13 protein-coding genes, 1 pseudogene and 1 riboswitch are annotated in these 16,959 nt (G+C 71.9%); of the genes and pseudogenes, 10 read left to right on the forward strand and 4 right to left on the reverse strand.

All coding sequences use genetic code 11. From position 1 onward, the window contains the following. Positions 1–120: 120 nt before the first annotated feature. The 6 genes from OEIGOIKO_RS09495 to OEIGOIKO_RS09520 all read left to right on the forward strand — a co-directional run bounded on the left by OEIGOIKO_RS09495 (position 121) and on the right by OEIGOIKO_RS09520 (position 7,550). On the forward strand, positions 121–1,530 hold the full coding sequence (locus OEIGOIKO_RS09495) for a short-chain fatty acyl-CoA regulator family protein (RefSeq protein WP_125053676.1): 1,410 nt from the start codon (positions 121–123) through the stop codon (positions 1,528–1,530). Between the two features lie 90 nt (positions 1,531–1,620). Beyond that, positions 1,621–1,793: riboswitch (cobalamin riboswitch) on the forward strand. A 205-nt stretch (positions 1,794–1,998) separates the two neighbouring features. Further along, the gene (locus tag OEIGOIKO_RS09500; protein WP_125053677.1) at positions 1,999–3,498 is read left to right on the forward strand and encodes a CoA-acylating methylmalonate-semialdehyde dehydrogenase; all 1,500 of its coding nucleotides are present in this window, start codon (positions 1,999–2,001) and stop codon (positions 3,496–3,498) included. 5 nt (positions 3,499–3,503) lie between these two features. After that, positions 3,504–4,715 carry an acyl-CoA dehydrogenase family protein gene (locus OEIGOIKO_RS09505; RefSeq protein ID WP_371858903.1) on the forward strand — a complete coding sequence of 404 codons (1,212 nt, stop codon included), beginning with the start codon at positions 3,504–3,506 and terminating at the stop codon, positions 4,713–4,715. Beyond that, positions 4,712–5,782, forward strand: a complete 1,071-nt coding sequence (locus OEIGOIKO_RS09510) for an enoyl-CoA hydratase/isomerase family protein (protein ID WP_125053678.1) — start codon at positions 4,712–4,714, stop codon at positions 5,780–5,782. Before OEIGOIKO_RS09505 ends, OEIGOIKO_RS09510 begins: the two co-directional genes overlap by 4 nt. After that, on the forward strand, positions 5,779–6,744 hold the full coding sequence (gene mmsB / locus OEIGOIKO_RS09515; RefSeq protein WP_281288345.1) for a 3-hydroxyisobutyrate dehydrogenase: 966 nt from the start codon (positions 5,779–5,781) through the stop codon (positions 6,742–6,744). Before OEIGOIKO_RS09510 ends, mmsB begins: the two co-directional genes overlap by 4 nt. Further along, positions 6,741–7,550, forward strand: coding sequence for an enoyl-CoA hydratase (locus OEIGOIKO_RS09520; RefSeq protein ID WP_125053679.1), 810 nt, complete (start codon positions 6,741–6,743; stop codon positions 7,548–7,550). The genes mmsB and OEIGOIKO_RS09520 overlap by 4 nt, the downstream gene beginning before the upstream one ends. Here the strand turns inward: OEIGOIKO_RS09520 and OEIGOIKO_RS09525 are convergent. After that, entirely contained in the window at positions 7,541–9,001 is a 1,461-nt protein-coding gene (locus OEIGOIKO_RS09525; protein ID WP_125053680.1) for a short-chain fatty acyl-CoA regulator family protein, read from the reverse strand. The two genes, OEIGOIKO_RS09520 and OEIGOIKO_RS09525, sit on opposite strands and share 10 nt — an antisense overlap. A gap of 189 nt (positions 9,002–9,190) precedes the next feature. Between OEIGOIKO_RS09525 and OEIGOIKO_RS09530 the strand changes: the two genes are divergently transcribed. The 3 genes from OEIGOIKO_RS09530 to OEIGOIKO_RS09540 are packed head-to-tail and all read left to right on the forward strand — an operon-like array spanning position 9,191 to position 12,048. Next, positions 9,191–10,738, forward strand: coding sequence for an MmgE/PrpD family protein (locus tag OEIGOIKO_RS09530; RefSeq protein WP_125053681.1), 1,548 nt, complete (start codon positions 9,191–9,193; stop codon positions 10,736–10,738). After that, entirely contained in the window at positions 10,738–11,643 is a 906-nt protein-coding gene (gene prpB, locus OEIGOIKO_RS09535; RefSeq protein WP_125053682.1) for a methylisocitrate lyase, read from the forward strand. Before OEIGOIKO_RS09530 ends, prpB begins: the two co-directional genes overlap by 1 nt. A gap of 21 nt (positions 11,644–11,664) precedes the next feature. Then, on the forward strand, positions 11,665–12,048 hold the full coding sequence (locus tag OEIGOIKO_RS09540) for a hypothetical protein (RefSeq protein ID WP_125053683.1): 384 nt from the start codon (positions 11,665–11,667) through the stop codon (positions 12,046–12,048). Positions 12,049–12,091: 43 nt separating this feature from the next. On the opposite strand, the pseudogene OEIGOIKO_RS43880 reads toward OEIGOIKO_RS09540, so the two are convergent. Next, positions 12,092–12,367, reverse strand: a pseudogene (locus OEIGOIKO_RS43880) (IS5/IS1182 family transposase); the annotation flags it as partial. Positions 12,368–12,381: 14 nt separating this feature from the next. After that, positions 12,382–12,582: a hypothetical protein gene (locus OEIGOIKO_RS43745; protein WP_307721224.1), complete on the reverse strand. Its 201-nt coding sequence runs from the start codon at positions 12,580–12,582 to the stop codon at positions 12,382–12,384. Positions 12,583–12,741: 159 nt separating this feature from the next. Between OEIGOIKO_RS43745 and OEIGOIKO_RS09550 the strand changes: the two genes are divergently transcribed. Next, the gene (locus OEIGOIKO_RS09550; protein ID WP_125053684.1) at positions 12,742–14,751 is read left to right on the forward strand and encodes an endo-beta-N-acetylglucosaminidase; all 2,010 of its coding nucleotides are present in this window, start codon (positions 12,742–12,744) and stop codon (positions 14,749–14,751) included. A 511-nt stretch (positions 14,752–15,262) separates the two neighbouring features. Here the strand turns inward: OEIGOIKO_RS09550 and OEIGOIKO_RS09555 are convergent. Then, positions 15,263–15,589: a hypothetical protein gene (locus tag OEIGOIKO_RS09555; protein WP_125053685.1), complete on the reverse strand. Its 327-nt coding sequence runs from the start codon at positions 15,587–15,589 to the stop codon at positions 15,263–15,265. Between the last annotated feature and the right edge of the window lie 1,370 nt (positions 15,590–16,959).

Below are 16,959 nucleotides of genomic sequence, written 5' to 3' on the forward strand. Positions count from 1 at the left end.
AACCGTGGCCCGCAGCCAAGTTCTGCCAATCTTGTGGCGCTGTTTTGCCAAGGTTGCGAAGGCCCGTGGCGGTCGTACGGCCACTAGGGTGAGCCGGGCGGCAGCGACGGAGGGGACACCGTGAGCAAGATCTACGCCGGGGCGCGGCTGCGCCGGCTGCGGGAGGAGCGCGGCTTCAGCCAGGCGGCACTGGCCCGCGTCCTGGCCATCTCGCCCAGCTACCTGAACCAGATGGAGCACGACTCACGGCCGCTGACCGTGCCCGTACTGCTGCGGCTGACCGAGACCTTCGGGGTGGATCCGGGCTTCTTCTCCGAGCGCGACACCAGCCGGGTGCTGGCCGACCTGCGCGAGGTGCTCGCCGACGAGCTGGCCGCCGGCCGGGTCTCCCCCACCGACCTGTCCGAACTGGCCTCCCGGCAGCCGGCGGTGGCGTCGGTGCTGCTCGGCCTCGGGCAGCGCAACCAGGCGCTGACCGAGCGGCTGTCGGAGGTGGCGGAGGGCCGGGACGGCGGCGGCGCCGACCCGGCCGCGCCGCTCTCCCCGCACGAGGAGATCCGCGAGTTCTTCTACCGGCGGCAGAACTACCTGCACGAGGCCGACACCGCCGCCGAGGAGCTCGCCGCCGAGCTGGGCATCCGCCCCGGTGAGGTGGGACGCGCCCTGACCGCCCGGCTCACCGGACGGCACGGCGTACGCCTCGTCGACACGCCCGACGGGCCGCTGCACCACTACGATCCGTCCTCCCGGGTGCTGCGCCTGTCGGCGGGGCTGCGGCCCGGGCAGCGCGCCTTCCGCATGGCGACCCAGCTGGCGCTGCTGGAGGCCGGCGAGGAGCTGTCGCGGCCCGCCTGCGAGGACTTCGAGGAGGGCACGGCGGCCTGGTCGCTGGCGCGGATCGGGGTCGCCAACTACTTCGCGGCGGCGCTGGTGCTGCCGTACGGCCCGTTCCACGCCGCGGCCGAGGAGCTGCGGTACGACATCGAGCGGCTGACCGACCGGTTCGGCCTCGGGTACGAGACGGTGTGCCACCGGCTGAGCACCCTGCAACGGCCGCGCCGGCGCGGGGTCCCGTTCTCCTTCGTCCGCGTCGACCGGGCCGGCAACATGTCCAAGCGGCAGTCCGCCACCGGCTTCCATTTCTCCCGGGCGGGCGGCACCTGCCCGCTGTGGAACGTCTACGAGGCGTTCACCGCGCCCAGCCGTATCCACGTACAGATCGCCGCCATGCCGGACGGCCGCCGCTACCTGTGGACGGCCCGCACCGTCACCCGGCACCGCGGTGGCTGGGGCGACCCGGGCAAGACCTTCGCCATCGGCCTCGGCTGCGAGCTCCGCCACGCGTCCCGGCTGGTCTACTCCGACGGCCTCGACCTGGACAACGCCGGCGCCGCCACCCCCATCGGCATGGGCTGCCGGGTCTGCGAACGCCTGGAGTGTCCGCAGCGCGCCGTGCCGCCCCTCGGCCGTGCGCTGGTCATCGACGAGAACAGCAGCACGTTCGTGCCGTATCCGGTGCGGGAGGACTGAGACGCGTACCCGGGCGGTCCGCGCGCCGGGACACCCGGCGGATCACCGATCGCCGATCCCCCTGGACTTACTAGGACGTCCAACTATATGTTCGTGACGTAGGCCCGCGGTGCAGGGAAGCCGGTGCGAATCCGGCGTGGTCCCGCCACTGTGACCGGGGAGTGCGACGTCGAGCAACACGCCACTGACGCAGACGCGTCGGGAAGGCGGGCGGCGCACGGAGATCCGGAAGCCAGGATACCGGCCGCGGGTGTTGTTCCGTGTTGTCCACGAGGATGGAGCAGACACGCATGGCACCGGTGCGTACCCACAGCCCAGGTGATCCGGCCCGGCCCGCGGCACCGCCCGCGCGCTGACGGTTCCGCGCCTTTCGCGTCCCACGGCCCCGCCACGGTCCGCGCGCCACCCGCGCCGCCCGTGGGCCCGGCCGTGCCATCCCCGGATCCCACCTGACGAGAGCAGGCCCCCATGGTCCGAGAACTGACCCACTTCATCGGCGGCAAGCACGTACCGGGAACATCGGGTGCTCACGGCGACGTGTACGACCCCAACACCGGCACCGTGCAGGCCCGGGTGCCGCTCGCGGACCCGGGCGAGACGGCGGCCGCCGTCGCCGACGCCGCGGCTGCCCAGCCCGAGTGGGGCGAGTGGAACCCGCAGCGGCGTGCCCGTGTCCTGCTGAACTTCCTGCGCCTGGTGGAGGGCGAGCGGGACGCGCTGGCCCGGCTGCTGTCGAGCGAGCACGGCAAGACGGTCGCGGACGCGCACGGTGACCTCCAGCGCGGCCTGGAGGTGGTGGAGTTCGCGGTCGGCATCCCGCACCTGCTCAAGGGCGAGTTCACCGACAACGCCGGGACCGGCATCGATGTCCACTCGCTGCGCCGTCCCATCGGGGTGGTGGCCGGGATCACCCCGTTCAACTTCCCCGCGATGATCCCGCTGTGGAAGGCCGCGCCGGCCATCGCCTGCGGCAACGCGTTCATTCTGAAGCCGTCCGAGCGGGCCCCGTCCGTACCGCTGCGGCTTGCCGAGCTGTTCCTGGAGGCGGGGCTGCCGCCGGGCATCCTCAACGTCGTGCACGGCGGCAAGGAGTCGGTGGACACGCTTCTGGAGGACCCGTGTGTCGAGGCGCTCGGCTTCGTCGGGTCGACACCGATCGCCGCGCACATCTACGCGACCGCCGCCGCGCACGGCAAGCGCGCCCAGTGCTTCGGCGGCGCCAAGAACCACCTGATCGTGATGCCGGACGCCGACCTCGACCAGGTGGTGGACGCGCTGGTCGGCGCCGGGTACGGGTCGGCGGGCGAGCGCTGCATGGCGATCTCGGTCGCCGTGCCGGTGGGCGAGGAGACCGCCGACGCGCTGGTGGCGCGGCTCAAGGAGCGGGTCGGCACGCTGCGCATCGGCCGCTCCGACGACCCGCACGCCGACTTCGGGCCGCTGGTGAGCCGGGACGCGCTGGACCGGGTCCGCGCCTACGTGGACCTCGGCGTCACCGAAGGCGCGGAACTCGTCGTCGACGGGCGGGACTTCACCCTCCCCGGCCACGAGGACGGCTTCTTCGCGGGCGCGTCGCTCTTCGACCGGGTCACCCCGGACATGCGGATCTACCAGGAGGAGATCTTCGGCCCGGTCCTGTCGGTGGTACGGGCCGCGGACTACGAGGAGGCACTGCGGCTGCCCACGGAGCACCCGTACGGCAACGGCGTGGCCATCTTCACCCGCGACGGCGACACCGCGCGGGACTTCAGCCGCCGGGTGAACACCGGCATGATCGGCGTGAACGTGCCGATCCCGGTGCCGGTCGCCTACCACACCTTCGGCGGCTGGAAGCGGTCCGGCTTCGGCGACCTCAACCAGCACGGCCCGGACGCGATCCGCTTCTACACCCGTACGAAGACCGTCACCTCGCGCTGGCCCTCCGGGGTCAAGGAGGGCGCGAGCTTCACCCTCCCGACGATGGGCTGAGCGCGATGAGCGTCATGACCACCGCCACCACGGCCGCCTCGCTGACCTCGCTCACCGCCGACCAGCTCGCCATCGTCGAGACGACGCTGGACTTCGCGCAGGAGCACATCGCGCCGCACGCCGTGGCCTGGGACCAGGACAAGCACTTCCCCGTGGACGTGCTGCGCAAGGCCGCCGGACTGGGGCTCGGCGGGATCTACGTACGGGAGGAGTGCGGCGGCTCCGCGCTGAGCCGCGCGGACGGCGTGCTGGTCTTCGAAGTGCTGGCCACCGCCTGCCCGTCCATCGCGGGCTATCTCTCCATCCACAACATGGTCGCCTGGATGATCGACCGGTACGGCGACGATGCGCAGCGCGCCCGTTGGCTGCCCGGCCTGTGCTCGATGGCCGACCTGGGCAGCTACTGCCTGACCGAGCCGGGCGCCGGGTCGGACGCGGCGGCGCTGCGCACGCGCGCGGTGCGCGACGGCGGCGACTACGTGCTGACCGGCGTCAAGCAGTTCATCTCCGGCGCCGGAACCTCACAGGTGTACGTGGTGATGGCCCGTACCGGCGAGGACGGCCCCGGCGGCATCTCGGCGTTCCTCGTGGAGCGCGACGATCCGGGGCTGTCGTTCGGCGCCAACGAGAAGAAGATGGGCTGGAACGCGCAGCCCACCCGGCAGGTGATCCTCGACGAGGTGCGCCTCCCCGCCGACCGGCGGCTGGGTGCGGAGGGCGACGGATTCCGCATCGCGATGAGCGGGCTGAACGGCGGCCGCCTCGGCATCGCCGCCTGCTCGCTCGGCGGCGGGCAGAGCGCGCTCCACGCGGCGCAGGCGTACCTCGCGGACCGGGAGGCGTTCGGAAGCCGGCTGCTGGAGGCGCAGGCGCTGCAGTTCCGGCTCGCCGACATGGCGACCGAGCTGGCCGCCGCCCGCGCGCTGGTGCGGCAGGCGGCCGAGGCGCTGGACCGGGCGGATCCGCAGGCGCCGCAGCTGTGCGCGATGGCCAAGCGGTTCGCCACCGACACGGGCTACTCCGTCGCCGACCGTGCGCTGCAACTGCACGGGGGCTATGGCTACCTGAGCGAGTACGGCATCGAGAAGATCGTCCGCGATCTTCGGGTGCACCAGATCCTGGAAGGGACGAACGAGATCATGCGCGTGATCGTGGCCCGCGGGCTGACCGGGGCGAAGACCGGCGGCACCCGCGCCGGGGCGGGGGCCGCCCGATGACCGACGACTCCGTACTGCTGCGGACCGAGGGCCGCACGGCGTACCTCACCCTCAACCGGCCGAAGGCCCTCAACGCCCTCGACCATGCCATGGTGCGCCGGATCTCCACGGCCCTGGACGCGTGGGAGCACGACCCCGCGGTGGAGACCCTGGTGATCACAGGTGCGGGCGAGCGCGGCCTGTGCGCGGGCGGCGACATCCGCGCCATCCACGCGGACGCGCGGGCCGGCGACGGCGCGGCCTCCGCCGCGTTCTGGCGCGACGAGTACCGGCTCAACGCCCGTATCGCGCGCTACCCCAAGCCGTACGTCGCCGTCATGGACGGCATCGTGATGGGCGGCGGCGTCGGCGTCTCGGCGCACGGCAGCGTACGGATCGTCACCGAGCGCTCCAAGGTCGCCATGCCCGAGACCGGCATCGGCTTCGTACCGGACGTCGGCGGCACCTACCTGCTGGCGCTCGCGCCCGGGGAACTGGGCACGCACCTGGCGCTCACCGGGGCGCCGGTGGGGGCCGGGGACGCGCTGCTGTGCGGGCTCGCCGACCACTTCGTCCCGTCGGAGCGGGTGCCGGGGCTCCTGACGGACCTCGCCGCCGACGCGGTGCCCGAGGTACTGCCCCGGTACGTACAGGAAGGGCCCGAGGGCGAACTGGCGGCCCACCGCGAGTGGATCGACCCCTGCTACGCGGCCGGCACCGTCGAGGAGATCGTGGACCGGCTGCTCGGCAGCGGCGTCCCGGAGGCCAAGGAGGCCGCCGAGACGATCCTCGCCAAGTCCCCCACCTCGCTGAAGGTGACCCTGGCCGCGCTGCGCCGGGCCCGCGGCCTGGGGCCGCTGGAGCGGGTCCTGGACCAGGAGTACCGCGTCTCGTGCGCGGCGCTGACCGCGCCGGACCTGGTCGAGGGCATCCGCGCACAGGTGATCGACAAGGACCGCGCGCCGCGCTGGTCCCCCGCCACCCTCACCGAGGTCACGGACGAGGACGTGGCCCGGTTCTTCGCCCCGCTCGGCGCCCGCGAACTGGGGCTCGCCGACGGGGCCGCCACGCAGGAGGTGCCCTGGTGAGCACGGAGACACCGCAGGGGAACAGCGAACCCGCCACCGTCGCATTCATCGGCCTCGGCAACATGGGCGGCCCGATGGCCGCCAACCTGGTCAAGGCCGGTCACCGGGTGACCGGTTTCGACCTCGTACCGGAGGCACTGGCGGCGGCCGCCGACGCCGGTGTCGAAGCGGCCGCCTCGGCGACCGCCGCCGTGACGGGCGCGGACGTGGTGCTCACCATGCTGCCCGCCGGCCGGCACGTCCTGGCCCTCTACCAGGACGGCGGGCTGCTCGCGGCGGCCCGCCCCGGCACCCTGTTCGTCGACTGCTCGACCATCGACGTGGCCGACGCCCGCGCCGCCCACGAAGCCGCCGTACGCGCCGGCCACCAGGCGCTGGACGCACCGGTCTCGGGCGGGGTGGTCGGGGCCGAGGCCGGCACGCTGACGTTCATGGCGGGCGGCGGCGAGGCGGAGTTCGCGCGCGCCGAGCCGCTGCTCGCGGCGATGGGCAAGAAGGCGGTGCACTGCGGCGCGGCGGGCGCCGGGCAGGCCGCGAAGATCTGCAACAACATGATCCTCGGCATATCGATGATCGGCGTCAGCGAGGCGTTCGTCCTCGGGGAGAGTCTGGGCCTGTCCCACCAGGCCCTGTACGACGTGGCGTCCACCGCCAGCGGTCAGTGCTGGGCCCTGAGCGTCAACTGCCCCGTGCCGGGCCCGGTACCGGGCAGCCCCGCCAACCACGGCTACCGCCCCGGGTTCGCGGCGCCGCTGATGGCCAAGGACCTGGGCCTGGCCGCCAACGCGGTCCGCGCCGCCGGTGTGGACGCGGAACTCGGCCTGCGCGCCGCCGAACTGTACGCGGCGTTCGCCGAGGGCGACGGCGCGGCCGAGGACTTCTCCGGCATCGTCCGCACCATCAGGCAGCGCTCCGGCACCGTCACCGGCCCCACCACTGAGAACGGGAAAACCACCGCATGACCGACACCACCACTCCCGTGGACTCCCCTACCCACCCGTACGAAACGATCCTCGTCGAGCGCACCGGCCGCACCGCCACCCTCACCCTCAACCGCCCCAAGGCACTCAACGCCCTCAACCTCCAGGTGATGACCGAGGTCGTGGCGGCCACCGAGGAACTGGACCGCGACCCGGACATCGGCTGCATCATCATCACCGGCTCGGCGAAGGCGTTCGCCGCCGGAGCCGACATCAAGGAGATGCGCCCGCAGTCGTACATGGACATGTACCTCAGCGACTGGTTCACCGCCTGGGACCGCCTCGGCGCCCTGCGCACCCCCACCGTCGCGGCAGTGGCCGGGCACGCGCTGGGCGGCGGCTGCGAACTGGCGATGCTCTGCGACATCCTGCTCGCCGCCGACACCGCCGTCTTCGGCCAGCCCGAGATCAAACTGGGCGTCATCCCGGGCATCGGCGGCTCCCAGCGCCTGACCCGCGCCGTCGGCAAGGCCAAGGCGATGGAACTCTGCCTGACCGGCCGCACCATGGACGCGACGGAGGCCGAGCGGGCGGGCCTGGTCTCGCGGGTGGTACCGGCCACCGACCTGCTGACCGAGGCCCGCACCGTCGCCGGACAGGTGGCGGCGATGTCCGCACCGGTCGCCATGATGGCCAAGGAAGCCGTCAACCGCGCCTTCGAAACCACCCTCGCCGAGGGCGTCCGCTTCGAACGCCGCCTGTTCCACGCGGTGTTCGCGACGGCGGACCAGAAGGAGGGCATGACGGCGTTCGTGGAGAAGCGGGCGGCGGAGTTCACTCACCGGTGAGCGTCCTCGGGGCCCGCCGCGCCGGGGCGGGCCCCGACCACCGGATACGGCACATGCGTCCGCCGGTCCGGGTCGACGGCGAGGCGGCCGCCTGCCGGGGGCCGGGCGCGCTGGGCGCAGTCGCGGCGTTCGCAGAGGCGGCAGCCGAGGCCGATGGGGGTGGCTGCTCGGGGGTCGTCCAGGGCGATGCCTGCCGCGTAGACAAGGCGGTGGGCGTGGCGGAGTTCGCAGCCGAGGGCCACCGCGAAGTCGGCGCGGGGGGCATGGTGGCCGAAGCCGCCGCGGGTCACGGTGCGGGCGATCCAGAAGTGGCGTTTGCCGTCCGGCATCTCGGCGACCTGGGTGAGGACGCGGCCGGGGGCGGCGAACGCCTCGTAGACCGTCCACAGGGGGCAGGTGCCGCCGAGACGGGAGAAGTGGAAGTCGGTGGCGGACTGGCGTTTGGAGATGTTGCCGGCCCGGTCCACGCGCAGGAAGGCGAAGGGGACACCGCGCCGGCCGGTGCGCTGGAGGGTGCTGAGGCGGTGGCAGACCGTTTCGAAGCCGACGCCGAAGCGGGCCTGGAGGAGTTCGATGTCGTAGTGGAGTTCCTCGGCGGCCGCGTGGAAGGCGGTGTACGGCATGAGGAGCGCGCCCGCGAAGTAGTCGGCGAGGCCGATGCGGGTGAGGGCGGCGGATTCCGGTGAGGAGGGGTGGGCGGTGGCGGTGAGGGTGTCGAGGAGGCCGGGGTGTTCCAGCAGGGCGAGCTGGGTTGCCAGTTGGAAGGCACGGCGGCCTTCGGTGAGCCAGGGCGAGAGGAAGAGCAGGCCCGCTTCGGGGTCGTAGCGGCGGACGTCGGGGGACCGGCCGGGGGCGGCCTGGACGACCCGTACGCCGTGTCGTTCGGCGAGGCGCGCGGTGAGGGCGTCGGCCGCTCGGGCGGGGCGCAGGCCCAGTTCGGCTGCGGTGTGCTCAGCGGCGGTGTCCAGCGCGTCGACGTGGTTGTGGTGGGCGTGGAAGAAGTCCCGTACCTCGTCGTGCGGTTCGGCGGGCGGCAGGACGGTGGGGTCGTCCGGCCCGGCGAGGGCTGCGGCCTGTTCGGTGGCGTAGCGGTAGCGGCGGTGCAGGGCGACCAGGGCGCGGGCCACCTCGGGGTGGTCGCGGGCGACCTCGGCGATCTCCTCGGCGGGCGGCGGGGTGCCGCACGCCTCGTCGCCGAGGGCGGCGCGCAGGTCGGTGGTGAGGCGTTCCTCGTCGGCCTCCGAGAAGTGCTCGGCGTCGACGCCGAGGACCTCCGCGATGCGCAGCAGGACGGGGGCGGTGAGCGGACGCTGGCTCTGTTCGATCTGGTTGAGGTAGCTGGTGGAGATGCCCAGCGCGCGGGCGAGCTGCACCTGGTTGAGGCCGTGTTCGCGGCGGAGCCGGCGCAGCTTGGCGTGTGCGTAGATCTTGCGGACGGGCGGTCGTGGCATGCGGCTGGTCCCTTCGTCGCGTGCGCCGTCGTTCCGTCGCCTGCTGCGAACGTAGCATTCGCAGGTTTCGCCGGTCGGCGGTCCGGGACGGGAGGAAATCCGCAGGATGGAGCGGTCGCGGCGGGGCCCTCGGCGGGGCAGGCTCGGCAGCGTGGGACGCCGTGTCCCGCACCGTCTCCGAGGAGTCCCGTGATCGACCATCAGGTACGTGTCCACCCCAGCGCCGGCCGGCTGCCGCGCGAGGAGCAGCTGGCCTGGAAGCTGGCGGCCGTCGCCACCGGCACCCAGGACGCACCGGACCTCGACCCGGACGCGGCGGCGACGGCCGCCGACCGGATCGTCGACAACGCCGCGGTGGCCGTGGCCTCGCTGCGCCGCCGCCCGGTGGCCGTGGCCCGCGCCCAGGCCAGGCCGCATCCGGGCGCGCCCGGTGCCGCGGTCTTCGGTGCGGGCGGTCTGCGGGTCTCGCCCGAGTGGGCGGCCTGGGCCAACGGCACCGCCGTACGGGAGCTGGACTTCCACGACACGTTCCTGGCCGCGGACTACGCCCACCCGGGCGACAGCATCCCGCCGCTGCTGGCCGTCGCCCAGCACACCGGGCGCGGCGGCGCCGACCTGCTGCGCGGCATCATCGCCGCGTACGAGGTGCACGTGGCGCTCGTACGGGGCATCTGCCTGCACCGGCACCGTATCGACCATGTCGCCCACCTGAGCGCGGCGCAGGCGTGCGGCATCGGTGCGCTGCTGCGGCTGCCGACGGAGGTGGTGTACCAGGCCGTACAGCAGGCGGTGCACACGACGACCGCGACGCGGCAGTCCCGCAAGGGCGAGATCTCCAGCTGGAAGGCGTTCGCCCCGGCCTTCGCGGGGAAGACCGCGATCGAGGCGGTGGACCGGGCGATGCGCGGCGAGGGTTCGCCGTCGCCCGTCTACGAGGGCGAGGACGGGTTCCTGGCGTGGCTGCTGGACGGCCCGGAGGCGGTGTACACGGTCGGCCTGCCGGAGCCCGGTGAGGCGCGGCGCGCGATTCTCGACACGTACACCAAGGAGCACTCCGCCGAGTACCAGGCGCAGGCCGTCATCGACCTGGCGCGGCGGCTGCGGGAGCGGACCGGGCCGCTGGAGAAGGTGCGTGGCATCGTGCTGCACACCAGCCGTCACACGCATCAGGTGATCGGCTCCGGGGCCGGCGACCCGCAGAAGTACGATCCGCGCGCGAGCCGCGAGACGCTGGACCACTCGGTGCCGTACATCTTCGCGGTGGCGCTGGAGGACGGCGGCTGGCACCACGAACGCTCGTACGCGCCCGAGCGCGCCGCGCGGCCGGAGACCGTGGAGCTGTGGCGGAAGATCAGCACCGTCGAGGACCCGGAGTGGACGCGCCGCTACCACGATCCGGACCCGGAGCGGCGCGCGTTCGGCGGCCGGGCCGTGGTGACGCTGGCCGACGGCACGGTGATCGAGGACGAGCTGGCGGTGGCCGACGCGCACCCCGCCGGGGCGCGGCCCTTCGGCCGGGACGATTACGCGGCCAAGTTCCGCACGCTGGCCGAGGGCGTCGTGACGGGCGAGGCGCAGGACCGGTTCCTGGCGGCGGCCCACGGGCTGCCCGCGCTGGACGGGACCGGACTGGACAGGACCGGACCGGACGGGACCGGACTGGACGGCCTCTTCCCCGCCGTGGACGCCGACGCCCTCGCCGCGTACGACGCCACGCTCCCGAAGGGCCTGTTCTGATGCTGCACACCCGCACCACCGCCGCCGAACGGCGCCGTGACCTGCGTACGAAACTCGCTTCCGGGCGGCTGCTGCGCGTCCCCGGCGCGCTCAACCCGCTCTCCGCGAAGCTCATCGAGGACACCGGCTTCGACGCCTGCTACCTGTCCGGCGCGGTGCTCGCCGCCGACCTCGGGCTGCCCGACATCGGACTGACCACCTCCACCGAGATCGCGGCCCGCGCCCAGCAGTTCACCAGGGTCACCGGCCTGCCCGCCCTCATCGACGCCGACACCGGCTTCGGCGAGCCGATGAACGCCGCCCGGACCGTCCAGCTGATGGAGGACGCCGGACTGGCCGGGCTGCATCTGGAGGACCAGGTGAACCCCAAGCGGTGCGGTCATCTGGACGGCAAGGCGGTGGTGGAGCGCGAGGAGATGGCGCGCCGGCTGCGGGCCGCCGCCGACGCGCGCCGCGACCCGGACTTCCTGCTGATGGCCCGTACGGACGCCCGCTCGGTGGAGGGCTTGGACGCGGCGATCGACCGGGCCCGCGCCTACGTGGACGCGGGCGCCGACGCGATTTTTCCCGAAGCACTGCGCGGCGAGGCGGAATTCGCCGCGTTCCGGGACGCCGTGGACGTACCGCTGCTGGCCAACATGACCGAGTTCGGCAAGAGCCCGCTGCTCGGCGCGGCCACCCTCGAACGGCTCGGCTACAACATCGCCCTCTACCCCGTCACCCTGCTGCGCCTGGCGATGGGCGCCGTCGAGGACGGCCTGCGCACCCTCGCCGCCGACGGCACGCAAGAGGCATTGCTGCCCCGGATGCAGCCCCGTTCCCGCCTGTACGAACTCCTCGGCTACGACCAGTACGCGGCCTTCGACTCGTCCGTCCACGACTTCACACTCCCACCCGGCGACTGACCCGCACGCGCCATCGTCGACATGCAGCAGGCCATCACCGACCCCTCACCGATTCCCGACCCCGAAACCCTCAGAGTCCGAACGGGGAAGGTGAAGGCCCAGGGCCAGATCCTGACGAACGACCTGACGGATACCTTGCCAGGACACGTCCAGGACGTCGATTTTCTGTTGAACTATCTTTTCGAAGCCCTGCGCATGGTCGAACTGCGTTTTTCGCGAAGTGCAGTGAGAGAGGTCTGCTTCAGTCCCTGGAGTGAAGCGGCGACGAATCTCGCGGCGAAACTCCATAACACCGGAGTGGCGGGTACTCTGGCCACATTCGTCGAAGCATCCAAAGGTCTGTGGGAAATTCTGGGGCAGATTGACGACGCCCCCTTCCCTCCCGACAGCACCGCAACCGGATAACCGGTGTACCGCCGCTCGGAACCAAGCCACGGCGATGGCGGCGCGGTAGCGGCCCGGCCACGGCACGCCTGTCCCGCGCCGCAGCCGGTGGCCACGCCGGTATCGTGATCATCGCCCGGACGCCGAGCCTGCACAGGTGGGCACGGGTCGCGCGAGATGAGTAGGCCTTGTCCGCCAGCACCACGTCCGGCCTCGTGCGCGGGCGGCCACGCCGCTGGGGAACGCACTGGCGGGCCATGACCACCTCGCAGGAGGGTGCGTCCCCGGCCTGCCCGGCGGTGAGGACGAACGTCAGGGGGCGACAGCGGGCATCGGCTGCGCCCTTGTGCTGCGTCAAGGGCCGATGTCCCTCTCGAAGGGGCTCACGGGCGCCGTGGACGGCTCAGCGGGCACGTCCGGATCCGCCGGGACCGGCACCGGGGCCGGAGGCAGCGGGGTGACGCCGGCGGCCTCCAGGCGCTCGCGCTGCCCGTCGGCCACGGCCGCCCACACCTCGGGCTTGCGCCGCCGGGCCAGCCACTCCCCCACGTCCATCCCGGGCACGGTAACGCCGGGCAGGCAGCAGCCCGGACAGGACGGTTCGGCACGCGGGAGTGAAGTCCTGAGGTATCTGCCGGTCCCCGGTGGCGGGCGCCGAGACCGCTGCTGGGCTGGGAGCAGCACCTGCGTCTACCGGCGACGAAAGCAGAGACGATGACCACCCACCCTCCCGGCTCCGAGGCCCCTCGGCCCGCCAGCACCCTCGTGGACCGCGCGAGTGGCAAGGATGCGCCTCCCTATGTGCCGTACTGGCATCCGGGCCCCACACTGCCCACGGGCTGCGCGAGCATCCTGAAGTGGTCGGCGGCCACGGACGTGAACGCGCCCTTCAACCGCAGCGTCGTTGCGCTGCGCCCGCGTGCGAAGGACCAGGCCCCGGAGCTGCGGGCGAACAGCAGGGCCCGCGCCGGGGAGGGCCGCGTCATGTCGTGTGCACAGTTCTGGGGCACCGGGCAGAACTGGCCCCAGGGCGTCTCGGACCACCGCTACTACGCCTTCAGCCACTGGCAGTATCTGGACGTGCTGGTCTTCTGGGCCGGTGTGGCCGACGCGGGGCTGATCTGCCCGCCCAACGGGCATGTCACCGACGCCGCCCACCGCAACGGCGTCAAGGTCTACGGCAGCGTCTTCTTCCCGCCCACGGGCGACGGAGGCAACAAAGCGTGGGTCGAGGATTTCGTGCGGACGAAGACCGTCAACGGCACGGTCACCTACCCGGTGACGGACAAGCTGATCGAGGCCGCCCGGTACTTCGGTTTCGACGGCTGGTTCATCAACTACGAAACCCCCACCGATGCGGTGACCGAGGCCGGCCTGCGCGCCGCCCTGGCCTACGCGCGCGCCAAGTCCACCGTGGAATTCACCTGGTACGAGGGCGGCCGCCGCGAACTGACCGGCGCCGGTGACCGCAGGAACGACTTCTACCTGCAGGACGGGAGCAAGAGGGTCTGCGACTCGGTCTTCATCGACTACGGCTGGGACAACGCGGCGATCACGCGGTCCATCGCCACGGCCAAGAAGATCACGCGTGACCCTCTGGACGTCTACTACGGGCTGGAGCTGGTGCGCGACGTCCCCGAGAATCCGGCCCTGGCCCGGCTGGTGTGCCCCGTAGGCGCTTCGCACCGCGGCTCACTGGCCCTGTATGCCGCACACACCGTCTCCAACCAGCCCAAAGAACCCAAGGACGCCTGGCTGGGGCACTTCTACCGCGCCGAGGCGGACTTCTGGACCGGCCCCTGCCACAATCCCTCCGACACCGGCTGGCCCGGCATCGCCGCCCACATCGGCGAGCGCACCACCATTACCTCGCTGCCGTTCGTCACCCACTTCAACGCCGGCCACGGCACCGCCTACCACCACGCCGGAGCCAAGGTGAGCCAGGGCGGTGCCGGCTGGGCCAACCTGTCCCTGCAGGACATCCTGCCCACCTACCGGTGGATCACCTGCTGCACCGGCAACTCCCGCCTGGCCGCCTCACTGGCCTTCGACGACGCCTGGGAAGGCGGCTCCTGCCTGCGTCTGACCGGCGCCCTCGCCCCTCGCTACGAGGCCTGCGTACGCCTTTACCAGACGCAGCTCGCCCTCGCCACGGACACGCAACTCACCGTGCGGGCCCAAACCCCCTCGGATGCCAAGTTCAGCTTTTGCGCCCTGATCGCCCTGGGGGGAGAGCCCACCGACCTGGTGCCCGTCAAGCTCAGCACCACCGACACCAGCGGCTGGAAAACCTACACCGCCGACCTGTCCGCCTACAGCGGGAAGAATCTCGTCCAGCTCGGCCTCAAACTCCACCTGGACCGCAGCGCGCCCACCGACCTCGCCTACGACATCAAGGTCGGCCAGATGGCCCTGCACAACGGCACCTTCACCGCGCCCCCGCCACCGACCGGCCTGACCATCGACCACGCCACCGCAACCGGCTCCGACCGCAAGGCCCTGCGCCTGCGCTGGACGCCCCCCGCCGAAACCGGCGCCATCCGCCACTACGCCCTCCACCGCGGCACCGGTACTGCCGCCCACCTCGGTGCCACCCCCAACACCGTCTACTACCTCGACCGGCTCGACAAAGGCAGCGACACCACCACCACGCTCACCGTCACCTCCGTCGGCCTGGACGGCACCCACTCCACCACCGGCGCCACCACCACCCTCACCTGGTGACCGCCGGAAACCGGGGCGCTCGGCGCTGGTGACCAGTACTTCGTGCCAGTGGATGCCGGCCCGGCAGGAGATGCGGTAGGTGATGCTCCGGCCTGCCGCGAGGGACAGCGTCCGGCGGGTGCCCGCGCACTGACCGGCGATGCGCGCACGACCCGCGCCATGGTGGATGAGGGCCAGCTCCAGGAGGCCCTCGCCCGGTGCGGGGCTGACGTGCCGGGGCAGCCTCGTGGTTCGCCGGCCCCGGTGGCGCCACGGCCGGCGAACTCGTGCAAGAAGCCGTCGGGGCCGCGCACCTGCAGGTGGTAGGTGTCGGCCGGGCCTCCGACCGGTTGTGGTCGTTTCTTGACAGTGCGGGAGGCGAGGGCCTTCTCGCCGTCCGACCCAGGCCCGGGGCCGGCATGGAACTTCTTGAAGCATTCGGGCGAGCAGACCATGACCGTCCGCGCGCTGTCGCTCTTCTCCTCCGAGCACTCCGGGATTCCGGTACTTCCGGGCGCCGCCTGCTGTGGGGTCAGGACGGCGGCAGGACCTGGACGCTGAGGATGTCGAGCAAAGGGTCGGAGGCGGACAGGAGCGTGCGTTCGGCGGCGGACAGGTTCGGGAAGTCGGCGCCACCGCACTGGTGGAAGGGACCGCTGACCGGCAGGCCGGCGGAGTTTCCGTCGGCCGTGCCGGTGCTGTGGGCGGTCGCTGCGCTGGCACCGGCTGCGCCGTGGTTGGCGCAGGAGGTGCCGAAGGTGGGTGAGGCGATCGGCAGAATGCCGCCGGCCAGGGCGGGAGCGGCGGTCAGGCCGGTGGCAAGGGCGGTCAGGCCGATCACAGCGCAGGTGCGTCTCATGTTCCGTCAACGATCCGTGTCCCCGGCTGGGCACGCCGACCGGCCTCCGTTGAGTCCTGCTCGGCGCAGCGGCCGGGTCGCCACGCGGAAGAAACTGTGCCGGAAACTGCGGTACGAGCCGGAGACGGCACCGACGCCTTCGAACGCAGGATGTCGTTTCGAAGCGCGCCGTGCGCCGGGTGGAGCTGGGCGCTCGCTCCAGCGTCCCTGGGACATGTCACAGTCTGGAGAACGACGGGTGGCGCTTTCTGCTCTCACCTCTCGCTATTTCAAGAGCAGTTGAAGTTTTGTGGGACCGTCATCCTCCAGGGGTAGTAACTACCCCCGTCGGTCGACCAGTAGACGGTTTGGAACCTTCCTCGCTGGAAAGGCGATCGGCGTTCCTTCTCCCATGAGGACCACTGCCACATCCAATGGGTAATGCCCCAGGAGTCCCTATAGTTCGCCATGTTCTGGTACGGGTTGTCGCGGTTCACCTTCCCGACGTACAGGCCGAACCAGTCACTGTCCGTGCGCCTGTCCCCCGTGTATCCGAAGGTGATGTGCCCGCCATCGCATCTCACGAACGTGCGGATAGGTTCGTCCAGATCGTCCTTCGGCGAAGTGACGGGCGGAGAGGTTTTCGTCCTGGGTGCTGCCGCCGCTCCGGAAGGCGCCTGAATCAGCCCCACCAGGGAAAGGATCGCGATCACCGCACCGATGAATCTGCGCATATTCGCCCCTTCGATGTGCATCCTGGAGCCAAGGTAAATGAGCCGCCTTGGAATGGGCATACCTCGCAGGGGTGACAGCGCAACCCGATAAGCGCACGATCCTGATCGGCGGTGCCGCGCGACCTGCCCGGGCCGGGGCGGGAATGCCCCGTGCGGCCGCACGCTCCTGCCGAGCCGCAGCGTGTGCGCTCGCCACCGGATCCAGGAGTTCGCCGGGGCGGTGGCCTCCTGGCTCTTGGACGTCCAGGCGCACGCCACACCCGAAGACGTGAGCATGGCGGACCGCTCGGCGCTCGTGGCCGCCGTCGCCCGGCACAAGTCCGCCTGCCGACCCTGGCCGGCGCCGTTCGCCCGTCGGTGCCGTTCCAGACCACGGCCACCAGCCAGATGGGGAACCAGCGCACCTTCTCCGGCAGGGCGGGAGCGCTCACCAGCCAGAAGACGGGCAGCGCGATGAACGGCAGACAGCAACACCAACCCTTCCCGGAAGGGGCAGCGGGCTGCGGCGTCGAGTTCGTGGACATCCCGAGAAGGTAGGCGGTGCCCACGACGTGCGCATGAGTATCCGTACCCATCCGCCCGATTCCGCCGTACCCGCGCACCGAAGGGAGATCGCGGCCGTTGTCGTGTCGGTGCACGGAGAGGCTCTCCGTGGTG

Source organism: Streptomyces paromomycinus, assembly GCF_003865155.1.
Lineage (GTDB): Bacteria > Actinomycetota > Actinomycetes > Streptomycetales > Streptomycetaceae > Streptomyces > Streptomyces chrestomyceticus.

Bases quoted from the DNA above. Each gene is read 5' to 3' on its own strand.
- OEIGOIKO_RS09500 (WP_125053677.1), top strand. From the start codon at position 1,999: ATGGTCCGAGAACTGACCCACTTCATCGGCGGCAAGCACGTACCGGGA.
- OEIGOIKO_RS09505 (WP_371858903.1), top strand. From the start codon at position 3,504: ATGAGCGTCATGACCACCGCCACCACGGCCGCCTCGCTGACCTCGCTC.
- OEIGOIKO_RS09510 (WP_125053678.1), top strand. From the start codon at position 4,712: ATGACCGACGACTCCGTACTGCTGCGGACCGAGGGCCGCACGGCGTAC.
- OEIGOIKO_RS09520 (WP_125053679.1), top strand. From the start codon at position 6,741: ATGACCGACACCACCACTCCCGTGGACTCCCCTACCCACCCGTACGAA.
- OEIGOIKO_RS09525 (WP_125053680.1), bottom strand. From the start codon at position 9,001: ATGCCACGACCGCCCGTCCGCAAGATCTACGCACACGCCAAGCTGCGC.
- prpB (WP_125053682.1), top strand. From the start codon at position 10,738: ATGCTGCACACCCGCACCACCGCCGCCGAACGGCGCCGTGACCTGCGT.
- OEIGOIKO_RS09540 (WP_125053683.1), top strand. From the start codon at position 11,665: ATGCAGCAGGCCATCACCGACCCCTCACCGATTCCCGACCCCGAAACC.
- OEIGOIKO_RS43745 (WP_307721224.1), bottom strand. From the start codon at position 12,582: ATGGACGTGGGGGAGTGGCTGGCCCGGCGGCGCAAGCCCGAGGTGTGG.
- OEIGOIKO_RS09550 (WP_125053684.1), top strand. From the start codon at position 12,742: ATGACCACCCACCCTCCCGGCTCCGAGGCCCCTCGGCCCGCCAGCACC.
- OEIGOIKO_RS09555 (WP_125053685.1), bottom strand. From the start codon at position 15,589: ATGAGACGCACCTGCGCTGTGATCGGCCTGACCGCCCTTGCCACCGGC.